We start from the raw sequence: 14,166 nt of genomic DNA on the forward strand, positions 1-14,166 counted from the left end.
AATGGCGATAGCTTTTTCTTATGGGTGGCGCACGATGAGTAATCTCTTACCCGAACAGTATGCTAACACAGCACTTCCCACCCTCCCCGACCAGCCTGATAACCCGGGCGTCTGGCCACCGCATGAACTGACCTGCGCGCATATCAAAGCCCACATGGAGGTTTTCCATCGCTGGCTGGGAAGCGCATTTGACGCAGGCGTTTCGGCCGAGCAGCTCATTGAAGCGCGCACCGAATTTATCGACCAGCTCCTGCAACGTCTCTGGATCGACTACGGTTTCGGACAGGTGAGCGACGTCGCGCTGGTTGCTGTTGGCGGCTATGGCCGGGGTGAACTGCATCCGCTCTCTGATATCGACCTGCTGATCTTAAGCCGTAAAAAACTGCCGGACGATCGGGCGCAGAAAATCGGTGAACTGTTGACCCTGCTCTGGGACGTAAAGCTGGAAGTGGGCCACAGCGTACGCACGCTGGAAGAGTGTCTGCTGGAAGGGTTATCTGACCTGACCGTCGCCACCAACCTGATTGAAACCCGCCTCCTGATTGGCGACGTGGCGCTGTTCCTCGAACTGCAAAAGCACATCTTTAGCGACGGCTTCTGGCCTTCGGAAAAATTCTTCGCTGCGAAAGTCGAAGAACAAAACCAGCGCCACCAGCGCTATCACGGTACCAGCTATAATCTCGAACCGGATATTAAAAGCAGCCCCGGTGGCCTGCGCGATATCCACACGCTGCAATGGGTCGCCCGTCGCCATTTTGGGGCAACATCGCTGGACGAAATGGTCGGGTTTGGTTTTCTGACCGAAGCCGAACGTAACGAACTCAATGAGTGTCTGCATCTGCTGTGGCGCATCCGTTTTGCCCTGCACCTGGAAGTCACCCGCTACGATAACCGCCTGCTGTTTGACCGACAGCTCAGCGTGGCGCAGCGCCTGAATTACCAGGGCGAGGGCAACGAGCCGGTCGAGCAAATGATGAAGGATTTCTTCCGCGTCACCCGCCGCGTCTCTGAGCTGAACCAGATGCTGTTACAGCTGTTCGATGAGGCGATCCTCGCGCTGACGGCAGACGAAAAACCGCGTCCGATTGATGACGAATTTCAGCTGCGCGGCACGCTGATCGATCTGCGCGACGAAACGCTGTTCATTCGCGAACCGGAAGCGATCCTGCGAATGTTCTATACCATGGTGCGCAACAGCACGATCACCGGGATCTACTCCACTACCCTGCGTCATCTGCGCCATGCACGGCGTCATCTGAAGCAGCCGCTGTGTTACATCCCGGAGGCGCGCTCGTTGTTCCTGAGCATGCTTCGTCATCCGGGCGCCGTCAGCCGCGGACTGCTGCCAATGCACCGTCACAGCGTGCTGTGGGCCTATATGCCTCAGTGGTCGCATATTGTCGGGCAGATGCAGTTCGACCTGTTTCACGCCTATACGGTGGATGAGCACACGATCCGCGTCATGCTGAAGCTGGAAAGTTTCGCTAAAGAAGAGACGCGATCCCGCCATCCGCTGTGCGTTGATCTGTGGCCACGTCTGGCACACCCGGAGCTGATCCTGATCGCTGCTCTGTTCCATGATATCGCCAAAGGTCGCGGCGGCGACCACTCCGTACTCGGTGCCCAGGACGTGCTGAAATTTGCCGAGCTGCACGGCCTGAACTCGCGTGAAACGCAGCTTATCGCCTGGCTGGTTCGCCATCATCTGCTGATGTCGGTTACCGCTCAGCGTCGTGATATTCAGGATCCGGAAGTAATCAAGCAGTTCGCCGAGGAAGTGCAAACGGAGAACCGCCTGCGCTACCTGGTCTGCCTGACGGTAGCCGATATCTGCGCCACCAACGAAACCCTGTGGAACAGCTGGAAGCAGAGCCTGCTGCGCGAGCTGTATTTCGCTACCGAAAAACAGCTGCGTCGCGGGATGCAGAATACCCCGGACATGCGCGAGCGTGTGCGCCACCATCAGTTGCAGGCGCTGGCCCTGCTGCGCATGGATAACATCAACGAAGAGGCGCTGCATCAGATTTGGGCGCGCTGTCGCGCCAACTACTTTGTGCGCCACAGCCCAAACCAGCTTGCCTGGCACGCCCGGCATCTGCTGAAGCACGACCTGACGAAACCGATGATTCTGCTTAGCCCGCAGGCCACGCGCGGCGGGACGGAGATCTTTATCTGGAGCCCGGACCGGCCTTATTTGTTTGCAGCGGTCTGTGCCGAGCTGGACAGGCGTAACCTGAGCGTTCACGACGCGCAGATTTTTACCACCCGCGACGGCATGGCGATGGACACCTTTATTGTGCTGGAGCCGGACGGCAGCCCGCTATCGTCGGACAGGCATGAGGGGATACGCTTTGGCCTTGAGCAGGCGATTACGCAGCGCAGCTGGCAACCTCCGCAGCCGCGCCGTCAGGCGGCAAAACTGCGCCACTTTACCGTCGATACCGAGGTCAATTTCCTGCCGACCCATACCGACCGTAAATCGTTCCTTGAGCTGATTGCGCTCGACCAGCCAGGGCTACTCGCCCGCGTCGGCCAGGTTTTTGCCGATCTGGGAATTTCGCTTCACGGCGCCCGAATTACAACGATTGGCGAACGAGTAGAAGATTTATTTATAATCGCGACGGCCGACCGGCGTGCCCTTAATAATGACCTGCAACTTGAAGTGCAACAACGGTTGACAGCAGCCCTCAATCCAAACGATAAAGGGTGACGTGTTTTTTAGTGAAATGGAAAGAGTAAACAATGCAGCAGTTACAGAACGTTATTGAGTCCGCTTTTGAGCGTCGCGCCGACATCACTCCGGCAAATGTGGATACCGTGACCCGTGAAGCGGTAAACCAGGTTATTTCCCTGCTGGATTCCGGCGCGCTGCGCGTGGCAGAAAAAATCGACGGTCAGTGGGTTACTCATCAATGGCTGAAGAAAGCTGTGCTGCTCTCTTTCCGCATCAACGATAACCAGGTTATCGACGGAGCAGAAAGCCGCTACTTCGATAAAGTGCCAATGAAATTTGCGGATTACGACGAAGCGCGCTTCCAGAAAGAGGGCTTCCGCGTAGTACCACCGGCAGCCGTTCGTCAGGGGGCATTCATCGCACGCAACACCGTGCTGATGCCATCCTACGTGAACATCGGCGCCTACGTTGACGAAGGCACCATGGTGGACACCTGGGCTACCGTCGGCTCCTGCGCGCAGATCGGTAAAAACGTTCACCTGTCCGGCGGCGTGGGCATCGGTGGCGTTCTTGAGCCACTTCAGGCTAACCCAACCATCATCGAAGACAACTGCTTCATCGGCGCACGTTCCGAAGTGGTTGAGGGCGTGATCGTCGAAGAAGGTTCTGTGATCTCCATGGGCGTGTACATTGGCCAGAGCACCCGTATTTACGATCGCGAAACCGGTGAAATTCACTACGGCCGCGTTCCAGCCGGTTCCGTTGTGGTTTCCGGCAACCTGCCGTCTAAAGATGGCAAATACAGCCTGTATTGCGCGGTCATCGTGAAAAAAGTGGACGCGAAAACGCGCGGTAAAGTAGGCATCAATGAACTGCTGCGCACCATCGATTAATCGGGTATAACAAAAAGCGGGGGCAACCCCGCTTTTTTTATATCCGAAGGTGGCGAAAATAGATTTTTTCGTTAATTATTCATAGGTTATGTTGAGATCAAGGGTACCGCTATGTACGATAATCTGAAAAGTCTGGGCATTACCAATCCTGATGAAATTGATCGTTATAGTCTTCGCCAGGAAGCCAATAACGATATTTTGAAAATCTATTTTCACAAGGACAAAGGAGAGTTCTTCGCCAAAAGCGTGAAGTTTAAATACCCTCGCCAGCGTAAGACCGTTGTCGCTGACGGTATCGGTCAGGGATATAAAGAAGTACAGGAAATCAGCCCTAACCTGCGCTACGTGATCGACGAACTCGATCAAATCTGCCAGCGCGATCGCAGCGAAGTCGATCTGAAACGTAAGATCCTTGACGACCTGCGTCACCTGGAAAGCGTAGTCACCAATAAGATCAGCGAGATTGAAGCGGATCTTGAGAAATTGACGCGGAAATAAAAGCAAAACGGCAATCCTTGATTGCCGTTTTTAATGTTTGCGCCCTCTCCCTTTGGGAGAGGGATGGGGTGAGGGCACCAGACCGCACTCAGCTATCTCTGCTCATCCAGCTGCAACGCCACATACAGCAGTAGCCGGTCGTCAAAATTCCCTAAATCCAGCCCCGTCAGTTCCGAGATCCGGTTAAGCCGATACTCCAGCGTATTACGGTGAATAAACAGCGCTTTTGACGTTGCCAGCGGCTGCACGTTATGCCGGAACCACGCCTGCAACGTGCGGCGCAGCAGCCCGTTGTTGTCCATCGCTTTCAGACGCACCAGCGGGCGCGCCAGCTCGTTGGCCTGCCAGCCACCGCGCAGGCTGTCGAGCAGGACCGGCAGCATCAGATCCTGATAGAAATAACTGCGGCTCTCCGGCATGCGCTGTTTACCCACCATCATGGTGGTGCGCGCCGTTCGCCATGAACGGGCGATACTCCCCGGCCCGGTAAAGTAATTTCCCAGCGCGACGCGAAAACGGAGCTGTCCGTTCTCCTTCATGCGCTCGATGAGCAGCTCAACGCGGCGACGATGATCTTCCGCGTCCCAGCGGCCAAACTGATTAAGCGCAGGCTTGAGCACCACCATTTCCGTTAAAGAGACGATTGCCACCAGGTTGTTACGCTCCGGCGTCGCCAGCATGTTTTGCAGCTGCTGTAGTTCCACCATGGCGCTGTCCACGCCAAGCTGGCCGCTATCCACCTCAATAACGGCAACCACGCGCGGCTGATTCAGGTCGATACCCAGACGCTGCGCCCACTCGCTCAGGGCAGGCGTATGCTCCTCCGCCTGAATCAAATTCATCACCAGCTCTTCGCGCAGGCGGCTGTCCTGGGCGAGCAGGTGCATCAGACGCGACTGCTCCAGCATCATCTCCGCCGTCATGCAGACCAGCTCACCGTATTTACGCAGCGATTCAGGATCGCCGGTCAGACCGATAACGCCAACAATCTCTCCTTCCAGACGCAGCGGCAGGTTGATCCCCTGACGAACCCCGTGCAGATGTTTCGCCACGGCGTCATCGATGTCGACCACGCGCCCCTGAGAGAGCACCAGCAACGCCCCTTCGTGCAATTCCCCAATACGCTCACGATCGCCGCTGCCGATAATGCGCCCACGGGCATCCATTACGTTGATATTGGTATCAATGATGCGCATGGTTCGCGCCACGATATCCTGCGCCATTTTGGTATCAAGATGCCAGCCAGCCATAAAACCCTCCCGTGAGCAGAGCTCAAGCATAGGGAAGTTCAGCTAAGGCTGCATTGTGCAGATGCCCAAAGGCAGAGAGAGATGTATGGAGTTGTGGGAAAGGTCACAGAAACGAGAAAGCCCCTGCGAACAGGGGCTTAAGATGATTACTGCATCAGGAGATAAATAGAAGTATCACCACGCTGAATATTCAGTGCCAGCACGGACGGCTTGCTGTCGAGAATTTTGCGCAGTTCAGCGATGTTTTTCACCGGCTGCTGGTTAGCGCCCATGATCACATCACCTTTTTTCAGGCCGATACGGGCAGCAGGTGAGTTCGCTTTCACGTTGTTCACCACCACGCCTTTATCTGCCCCTTTGTTGCTCATCTCAGCACCTTCAATACCGCTGAAGATGGTGCTAGAATCCACCTGATTCTGACTGCTCTGTTGCAGTTCCAGGCTCACGTTAACCGGCTTACCTTCACGCAGCAGGCCGAGGGTCACTTTACTGCCGATTGGCATAGAACCCACTTCCGCACGCAGGGCGGCAAAGCTGCTGATCGGTTTACCGTTCAGAGAGGTGATCACGTCACCCGCTTTAATGCCGGCTTTCGCCGCCGAGGAGTTCGGCATGACCTGGCTTACGAATGCGCCGCGCTGAGCGTCTACTTTCATCGCTTTCGCCAGCTCGGAGTTCAGCTCGGTACCCATGATACCCAGCTCACCGCGTTTCACCTGTCCATATTGCACCATCTGCGCAGTCAGGTTTTTCACCATGTTGCTCGGGATAGCAAAGCCGATACCGATGTTGCCACCGTCCGGTGCCAGGATAGCGGTGTTGATACCGATCAGTTCACCATTCAGGTTAACCAGCGCACCGCCGGAATTACCACGGTTAATGGCCGCATCCGTCTGGATGAAGTTTTCATAGTTTTCCGCATTCAGGCCGCTACGTCCCAGCGCCGAGACGATACCCGAGGTCACGGTTTCGCCCAGACCAAACGGGTTACCGATGGCGACGGTGTAGTCACCCACGCGCAGCGCGTCAGAGTCGGCAAGCTTAATCGCCGTCAGGTTCTTCGGATCCTGGATTTGAATCAGCGCGATATCGGAGCGCGGGTCTTTACCGACCACTTTGGCATCGAATTTACGGCCATCGCTCATCTGCACCTTAATGGTGTTAGCATTATCCACCACGTGGTTATTGGTCACCACGTAGCCTTTGGCTGCATCAATAATCACGCCCGAGCCGAGTGCCATGAATTTCTGCTGCTGGCCGCCGCCCATGCCGTCATCCCCTGCACCGCCGCCCTGACAGAACGGGGAGCTCTGGAATGGCGAACCGTCCTGGCAGAATGGCGAATTGTCGCCGAAGAACTGCTGGAAATTACGCGGCATACGCGGCGTATTGACGGTTGTGCTGCCCTCAACGTTAATACTCACCACCGATGGCATCACTTTTTCGAGCATCGGGGCCAGGCTTGGCATCTGCTGCGCAGTCGCTGCCGAGGAAGCTGTCTCGGCCGCCGTCGCCAGAGGGGACAGCGCTAAACCTAAACTCAGAGCCAGTGCACTCATTGCTAATGTGGTTTTTTTCATGTTTCTCAATCTCGATTTACCAGATAACGCAAAATTGCTGTGTAACTCAGATTCGTTTTATACCGCTTAGTTCCGGGATTAAGTTTATGGAAAAAGTAAAAATTTATTGGTCGTCTTTACAAAACTCATGGCTTATTCAACGGCCATAAGCTTGCGGTATTCATCCCAGGCATACAAATCTGTCATCCCGCTGATATAGTCCTGGATAAGACGACAGCGATAATAATATTCCATGACTGGCCATTGGGAAGAATGACGATCTATTTTACTGACGGCTTCAATGTATGCCAGCCGGTGGCGCGTTGAAAGCTTCTGATAGAGACGAGATTCAATCGGCAGGCGGCGAACACGTTCATTTTCGACCAGCTCGCTAAACTCATCGACCGTCAGCTGGAGCAGCGGGCCATAAATTTCCAGCAACCCGCTGATAACCCGGTATCCTTGCAGCTCCAGCTGTTCGACATCCGGGTGGCTGAAAACATGGCGGACAGCCACGTTTTTATATAATTCAAGAAGCTGGCTAAAACTGCTCTCATCTTCCAGCAGGGCGTGATTAAATTCCCCGCTAAATATCATCGGCAAATTATCAATGAAACGGGCGGCTGCATACGGCACCAGTTTATTCAGCGTGTTTACTCGCAAATACATAAAGAACTGATCTTCGGTACTGCGGCTCAGCGAATTTGAACGCGATTTATCCCAGGCATTCTCGACGACCTGCGCAAACAGAGAACCTTTTTCATGCTCTCCCCAGGCATCATGAAGATGCTGATACAGCTCCTCGACGCTGAATATTCTTTTTTCCACCGCGTCTTCCAGATCGGCCACGCAATAAGAAATGTCATCAGCCGCTTCCATAATCCATGTCAATGGAAAACGGCCATTGGGGGTCAGAGACAGTTCTTTACGCAACCGCGCGATATATGCTTCTTCCGATAAGTAATAGCCCGGTTTTTTCATCAGGTAGCTATGCGTGGCGGGCGTTTCTCCAGTCCACCACGCGGGACGCGTGTATTTAAGAATACAGCCCACCTGGGCCCAGGTCAGATTCATCCGCATCAGGGAGTGCACCAAACGGATCCCCTGCGCGTTACCTTCGAAATGACACAGATCCTGGCGCACCTTACGGCGCAGATCGTTCAGGCTATCTTCACCTTCACGCAGGCGTAAATCGCGTACCACACAGCGGTCATCGCTGAGCGGCTGGCTTATGGCATCAGAGGGAAAAAGCCGCTGTTTAAACCAGTCATTGATGGCGGCCTCGCCGAAATGACCAAAGGGAGGATTGCCGATATCGTGCATCAGGCAGGCCATCTCAACGATGCTTTCGAACGGGCCGGTCAGTTCATCCAGTCCGTAGGTTTCCAGCAGACGTTGCTCTTTAAGGCGGCTGAGGATCTCTTTCGCAATGTAGCGCCCCACCTGCTGCACTTCCATGGAGTGCGTTAACCGCGTACGCACCGCGGCGTTACGCTCCAGCGGGAACACCTGGGTTTTTTGCTGTAACCGGCGGATGGCGGGCGAATTGATGATGCGTCCGCGATCGCTTTCAAAAATGCGCAGGATCTCATGTTCGCTCTTATCGCCCTGTGGCGAACGGAAACGTCGGTGCCAGTTAATTTTGGTGCGAAAATCGATTGGTGCCATGTGCTCCCCCGCGTGAGAATGCGTTTCCCCTTAACCGCATGATAGACTATGCATCTTAACAAGGCACATCGCGAGTAAATCTATGAAAATCGGCATTATTGGTGCAATGGAAGAAGAAGTTACGCTGCTGCGTGACAAAATTGAGAACCGTCAGACCCTCTCCCTCGGTGGCTGTGAGATCTACACCGGCCAGCTGAACGGTGTTGACGTGGCTCTGCTGAAATCAGGCATCGGTAAAGTTGCAGCGGCACTGGGCGCGACCCTGCTGCTTGAGCGCTGCAAGCCTGACGTTATCATTAATACAGGTTCTGCGGGCGGCCTGGCGCCGACGCTGAAAGTGGGCGATATCGTGGTTTCCGACGAAGCGCGTTACCACGATGCAGACGTCACCGCATTCGGCTACGAATATGGTCAGCTTCCAGGCTGCCCGGCCGGGTTTAAAGCGGATGATAAGCTGATTGCCGCCGCTGAAAGCTGCATCAACGAGCTGAACCTCAATGCGGTGCGTGGCCTGATCGTCAGCGGCGATGCCTTTATCAACGGCTCTGTTGGTCTGGCGAAAATCCGTCATAACTTCCCGCAGGCTGTGGCCGTTGAGATGGAAGCCACGGCCATTGCGCACGTGTGCCATAACTTCAGCGTGCCGTTCGTGGTCGTTCGCGCGATCTCTGACGTAGCGGACCAGCAGTCCCACATCAGCTTCGACGAGTTCCTGGCCGTTGCGGCCAAGCAGTCCACCGTGATGGTGGAAACCCTGGTGCAGAAACTGGCGCGTGGGTAAGGTGTCATTCAGGGCGCTGGTCGCCCTGCTTCTGTTCGCTCCGGCCTGGCTCATCGCCGCGCCGCGGGTGATCACACTCTCCCCTGCCAATACGGAACTGGCTTTTGCCGCCGGGATCACGCCCGTTGCGGTGAGCAGCTTTTCCGATTATCCACCGCAGGCCGCCCAAATCGAACAGGTTGCCACCTGGCAGGGAATGAATCTGGAACGCATCGTGGCGCTAAAGCCTGATCTGGTACTCGCCTGGCGCGGCGGTAATGCCGAACGGCAGGTAAACCAGCTCTCTTCGCTGGGAATAACGGTTAAATGGGTGGACGCGGTGAGCATCGAACAGGTGTCGCAAACCCTCCGTGACCTCGCGCCCTTCAGCCCTACCCCCCAACGCGCCGGACAGGCTGCACAGCAGATGCTCAACGACTATGCCGCGCTAAAAGCCCGATACGGCACGCAACCGAAACAACGCGTTTTTCTGCAATTTGGCAGCCAGCCGCTGTTCACTACCGGGAAAGGTTCGATCCAGAACCAGGTGCTTGAAACCTGTGGAGGTGAAAATATCTTTGCCGAAAGCCGGGTCCCCTGGCCCCAGGTCAGTCGTGAGCAGGTTCTGGCGCGACAACCGCAGGCCATTGTGGTGGTCGGAAATGCGAGCGAGATTCCTAAAATAGAACAATTCTGGCATCGGCAGCTTAAAATTCCGGTCATCGCACTCAACAGCGACTGGTTTGAACGCGCCAGCCCGCGTATTATCCTCGCCGCAAAACAACTCTGCGCCGAACTGGCAGAGAGTCACTCAAACAGATAAATACCCCCTTCGAGGATTTAACGATGCTCGTGTATTGGCTGGATATTCTTGGCACAGCCGTTTTTGCTATCTCCGGCGTTTTGCTTGCCGGAAAACTACGCATGGATCCTTTTGGCGTACTGGTGCTCGGCGTCGTTACGGCGGTGGGAGGCGGAACGATCCGCGATATGGCGCTGGCAAATGGCCCGGTATTTTGGGTAAAAGATCCCACGGATCTGGTGGTGGCGATGGTCACCTGCCTGTTAACCATCGTGCTGGTTCGTCAGCCTCGCAGACTGCCAAAATGGATATTGCCGGTGCTGGATGCCGTCGGTCTGGCGGTCTTTGTGGGAATAGGCGTGAATAAAGCCTTTATTGCCGGGACTGGCCCGCTGGTGGCGATCTGTATGGGCGTGTTAACCGGCGTGGGCGGAGGGATTATTCGCGACATACTGGCGCGAGAAGTCCCGATGATCCTGCGAACGGAAATCTACGCGACGGCCTGTATCATCGGGGGGATCGTTCACGCCACGGCGTATTACACCTTTGCTGTCCCGCTGGAGAATGCGGCGATGCTGGGGATGGTGGTCACGCTGGTGATCCGTTTAGCGGCGATACGCTGGCACCTGAAGCTGCCGACCTTTGCGCTGGATGAAAATTCAAGATAGGTGTCGTTTATAAGCCCGGTAGCGCTTCGCTTACCGGGCCTACAATCTGCGTCCAGGCTTAAATACTGAACGAAGAACCACACCCGCAGGTGCTGGTCGCATTCGGGTTAGTCACCACAAAGCGCGAACCTTCCAGACCTTCAGTGTAGTCCACTGAACCGCCCACCAGATATTGCAGGCTCATCGGATCAACCACCAGCGCGACGCCCTGTTTCTCGATAGTCATATCACCATCGTTAACCTGGTCGTCAAAGGTAAAACCATACTGGAAGCCACTACAGCCGCCGCCGGTAATATAAACACGCAGTTTCAGATCCGGATTGTCCTCGTCGGCAATCAGGGTTTTCACTTTTTTCGCTGCTGCTTCGGTAAATTCCAGCGGCAACGCTACGTCATCACTCATCTTATGCTCCCATGAATACTGCGACTGCTATTGGGCAAAAATCACCCAATTCTTTTTGTCATTATCTAATACCCTGGTAATTCATTCAAGTATTCTGCTTCAGGGCCTGTTCAGCTTCCTGTTTCGCCAGGGTACGGGCAAGAATGGTGGAGTATAGCGGTTTTCCACCCAGGAATTGGGCTAATAGTGTCGCGCCGAGACAGGTAATGATCATTGGCAAAATGAGCTGGTAATTGTCGGTCATTTCCAGCACCAGTACGATCCCGGTAAGCGGCGCGCGCAGGGAGGCCGCCAGCAGCGCCCCCATTCCCGCCACCGCAAACGTCCCCGCGTCCAGATGATAGGCCGGGAAGCCAACCGCTGCCGCCATGCCAAACGCCGTGCCCAGCAGCGTTCCCAGCGCCAGCATCGGGGCAAATATGCCGCCCGGTGCGCCGGAGGAGAAGCACAGCACGGTCGTAATTACCCGCGAGATAAACATAAACAGCAGCAGGCCGACGCTAAAATTGCCCGCCGCCGCAACGGGTATCAGCCCAAATCCGCCGCCTGCCGCGTTCGGTTCGATAAAGCCGAGGATCCCGCACACGCCGCCAAGCAGGCCCCCCACCAGCACCCATTTCGTGGTATTTCCGCCATGGATGCGCTGAAACATATCCTGAGCCCGTAAAATCAGGGTGTTAAAAAGCGGGCCAACGACGCCAAAAATCATCCCAAGAACCAGATACAGCCACAAAGTATTGACCGACGCATTGATTAGCTTGCCAACTTCAATCACCGCCCCTTCGCCATTAAAGACGCGAAAGACAATGCTCGACATAATCACGCCGGTAAACACCGCTTTAATGGAGATCAGGTTGTAGCGGAACTGGGCGCGCATCTCTTCAATGATAAACAGGATACCCGCCAGCGGCGCGTTAAACGCCGCAGACAGCCCCGCCGCCGCCCCCGTCGCCAGCAACGTATGCCGTGCTTCGGCGCTGCGCATACGGAACAGATCGCCGACCATGCGCCCGACGTTACCGCCCAGCTGTACCGTTGGCCCTTCCCGACCGAGCACCATGCCCGCCCCGAGCGTTCCCATCCCGCCGATAAATTTCACAGGAAGTACCCGCCACCAGCGAACCGGGCGTAGCTCCTCCAGCGCCCCTTCAATTTCCGGGATCCCCGAGCCGCCCGCTTCGGGTGCGAATTTACGTACCAGGAAATAGCCCACCATGGCAAACAGGGCCGAAAGGCCAAAGGCCCACACCCAGACCAGCCATTCCCGATCCGCAAAGCTGGCGACGGTGCCTATGCGCCAGTTGAGCACCGCATTGACCGCTTTCTCGAATGCGACCCCCACCAGCCCGGCCAGCGTACCGACCACGGCGGCTGCCAGCAGAATGGCTAACGGGGTTTTGTCACGGTTGAGCAACCGCCGGATACTGACCCGGTGCTTCGCGCGCGTAAACTGTTGTTGTTCAAAAGAAGGCGTGTTCTCGTTCATTACCTGTTCTGTTTCGTCATACAAAAGGCCGCATGGATTCTACCAGAGACAATCCCCTCGTCCCCTGAAAAATACTTAACAATTGTTAAGCCTTCTGAGGGGCAAAAATTTTATAACCTCTTCCGAATCACTTAGAATAGTTGCCTTAACTTATTTCTACGAACCAGGAACGACGCCATGAGCAAGTCTGAAAACCTCTACAGCGCAGCCCGCGAGCTTATCCCAGGCGGCGTAAACTCACCCGTGCGCGCCTTTACCGGCGTGGGTGGCACCCCGCTGTTTATCGAACGTGCGGATGGCGCATATCTGTATGATGTGGATGGTAAAGCCTATGTCGATTACGTCGGCTCCTGGGGCCCGATGGTACTGGGCCACAACCACCCGGCGATCCGCAACGCGGTGATTGAAGCCGCTCAGCGCGGCCTGAGCTTCGGCGCGCCAACCGAGATGGAAGTCAAAATGGCGGAGCTGGTCACCGAGCTGGTGCCGACAATGGACATGGTACGTATGGTGAACTCCGGTACGGAAGCGACCATGAGCGCCATCCGTCTGGCGCGCGGCTTTACCGGCCGTGACAAGATTATCAAGTTCGAAGGCTGTTACCATGGCCACGCCGACTGCCTGCTGGTAAAAGCCGGTTCCGGCGCGCTGACGCTCGGTCAGCCTAACTCTCCGGGCGTGCCGGCTGACTTCGCAAAACACACCCTCACCTGCACCTATAACGATCTGGACACCGTTCGCGCGGCGTTCGAGCAGTATCCGCAGGAGATCGCCTGCATTATCGTTGAGCCAGTTGCGGGCAACATGAACTGTATCCCACCGCAGCCGGATTTCCTGCCGGGCCTGCGCGCGCTGTGCGATGAGTTCGGCGCGCTGCTGATCATCGACGAAGTGATGACCGGTTTCCGCGTCGCACTGGCGGGGGCGCAGTCATACTACGGCGTCGAGCCGGATCTGACCTGCCTCGGCAAGATCATTGGCGGCGGCATGCCTGTCGGCGCGTTTGGCGGCCGTAAGGACGTAATGGACGCGCTGGCGCCAACCGGTCCGGTTTACCAGGCGGGTACGCTCTCCGGTAACCCGATTGCGATGGCGGCGGGCTTTGCCTGTCTGACCGAAGTGGCGCAGCCGGGCATCCACCAAACCCTGACGGACCGGACGACGCAGCTGGCAAACGGTCTGCTGGAAGCCGCAGAAGACGCGGGTATTCCGCTGGTGGTAAACCACGTCGGCGGGATGTTCGGGATTTTCTTCACCGAGGCGAAAACCGTGACCTGCTATCAGGACGTGGTGAAATGCGACGTGGAACGCTTCAAACGCTTCTTCCACCTGATGCTGGAAGAAGGCGTGTATCTGGCCCCGTCAGCGTTTGAAGCGGGCTTTATGTCCGTGGCACACAGCGAAGAAGATATCAATAACACCATCGACGCAGCGCGTAAGGTGTTTGCGAAGCTGTAAAATGTGCGGCTTGATGCCCTCACCCCAGCCCTCTCCCACAGGGAGAG

12 protein-coding genes are annotated in these 14,166 nt (G+C 56.0%); 7 read left to right on the forward strand and 5 right to left on the reverse strand.

Annotated features, from left to right (window positions below):
* Nucleotides 1–34 precede the first annotated feature (34 nt).
* The 3 genes from glnD (at nt 35) to ACOTX1_RS09250 (ending at nt 4,065) form a co-directional block, all read left to right on the forward strand.
* Entirely contained in the window at nt 35–2,710 is a 2,676-nt protein-coding gene (glnD, locus tag ACOTX1_RS09240) for a bifunctional uridylyltransferase/uridylyl-removing protein GlnD (protein ID WP_003856210.1), read from the forward strand.
* A gap of 32 nt (nt 2,711–2,742) precedes the next feature.
* Nucleotides 2,743–3,567, forward strand: coding sequence for a 2,3,4,5-tetrahydropyridine-2,6-dicarboxylate N-succinyltransferase (gene dapD, locus ACOTX1_RS09245; protein ID WP_003856214.1), 825 nt, complete (start codon nt 2,743–2,745; stop codon nt 3,565–3,567).
* A gap of 111 nt (nt 3,568–3,678) precedes the next feature.
* The gene (locus ACOTX1_RS09250; protein ID WP_003856216.1) at nt 3,679–4,065 is read left to right on the forward strand and encodes a DUF3461 family protein; all 387 of its coding nucleotides are present in this window, start codon (nt 3,679–3,681) and stop codon (nt 4,063–4,065) included.
* A gap of 92 nt (nt 4,066–4,157) precedes the next feature.
* Here the strand turns inward: ACOTX1_RS09250 and ACOTX1_RS09255 are convergent, their stop codons facing one another.
* The 3 genes from ACOTX1_RS09255 to dgt form a co-directional block, all read right to left on the reverse strand.
* Nucleotides 4,158–5,315: a CdaR family transcriptional regulator gene (locus ACOTX1_RS09255; RefSeq protein WP_003856217.1), complete on the reverse strand. Its 1,158-nt coding sequence runs from the start codon at nt 5,313–5,315 to the stop codon at nt 4,158–4,160.
* A gap of 146 nt (nt 5,316–5,461) precedes the next feature.
* Nucleotides 5,462–6,895: a serine endoprotease DegP gene (degP, locus tag ACOTX1_RS09260; protein WP_003856219.1), complete on the reverse strand. Its 1,434-nt coding sequence runs from the start codon at nt 6,893–6,895 to the stop codon at nt 5,462–5,464.
* A 132-nt stretch (nt 6,896–7,027) separates the two neighbouring features.
* Nucleotides 7,028–8,542, reverse strand: coding sequence for a dGTPase (gene dgt, locus ACOTX1_RS09265; protein WP_023315431.1), 1,515 nt, complete (start codon nt 8,540–8,542; stop codon nt 7,028–7,030).
* 82 nt (nt 8,543–8,624) lie between these two features.
* Here dgt and mtnN point away from each other — a divergent pair, with 82 nt between their 5' ends.
* From mtnN to ACOTX1_RS09280, 3 genes are read left to right on the forward strand one after another with little or no spacing between them, the layout of a single operon-like run.
* A complete protein-coding gene (gene mtnN / locus ACOTX1_RS09270; protein ID WP_003856223.1) occupies nt 8,625–9,323 on the forward strand; it encodes a 5'-methylthioadenosine/S-adenosylhomocysteine nucleosidase in 699 nt (232 codons plus the stop codon).
* Nucleotides 9,316–10,125: a vitamin B12 ABC transporter substrate-binding protein BtuF gene (gene btuF, locus ACOTX1_RS09275; RefSeq protein WP_023315430.1), complete on the forward strand. Its 810-nt coding sequence runs from the start codon at nt 9,316–9,318 to the stop codon at nt 10,123–10,125. Before mtnN ends, btuF begins: the two co-directional genes overlap by 8 nt.
* A gap of 23 nt (nt 10,126–10,148) precedes the next feature.
* A complete protein-coding gene (locus ACOTX1_RS09280; protein WP_003856227.1) occupies nt 10,149–10,772 on the forward strand; it encodes a TRIC cation channel family protein in 624 nt (207 codons plus the stop codon).
* A 58-nt stretch (nt 10,773–10,830) separates the two neighbouring features.
* Here the strand turns inward: ACOTX1_RS09280 and erpA are convergent, their stop codons facing one another.
* A complete protein-coding gene (gene erpA, locus ACOTX1_RS09285; protein WP_003856230.1) occupies nt 10,831–11,175 on the reverse strand; it encodes an iron-sulfur cluster insertion protein ErpA in 345 nt (114 codons plus the stop codon).
* Nucleotides 11,176–11,260: 85 nt separating this feature from the next.
* Nucleotides 11,261–12,661: a H(+)/Cl(-) exchange transporter ClcA gene (clcA, locus tag ACOTX1_RS09290; protein ID WP_126497742.1), complete on the reverse strand. Its 1,401-nt coding sequence runs from the start codon at nt 12,659–12,661 to the stop codon at nt 11,261–11,263.
* Nucleotides 12,662–12,838: 177 nt separating this feature from the next.
* On the opposite strand from clcA, the gene hemL reads away from it, so the two are divergent.
* On the forward strand, nt 12,839–14,119 hold the full coding sequence (gene hemL / locus ACOTX1_RS09295) for a glutamate-1-semialdehyde 2,1-aminomutase (RefSeq protein WP_003856235.1): 1,281 nt from the start codon (nt 12,839–12,841) through the stop codon (nt 14,117–14,119).
* Nucleotides 14,120–14,166 lie beyond the last annotated feature (47 nt).

Source organism: Enterobacter cloacae complex sp. IR5401, from assembly GCF_049238425.1.
GTDB lineage: Bacteria > Pseudomonadota > Gammaproteobacteria > Enterobacterales > Enterobacteriaceae > Enterobacter > Enterobacter hormaechei_C.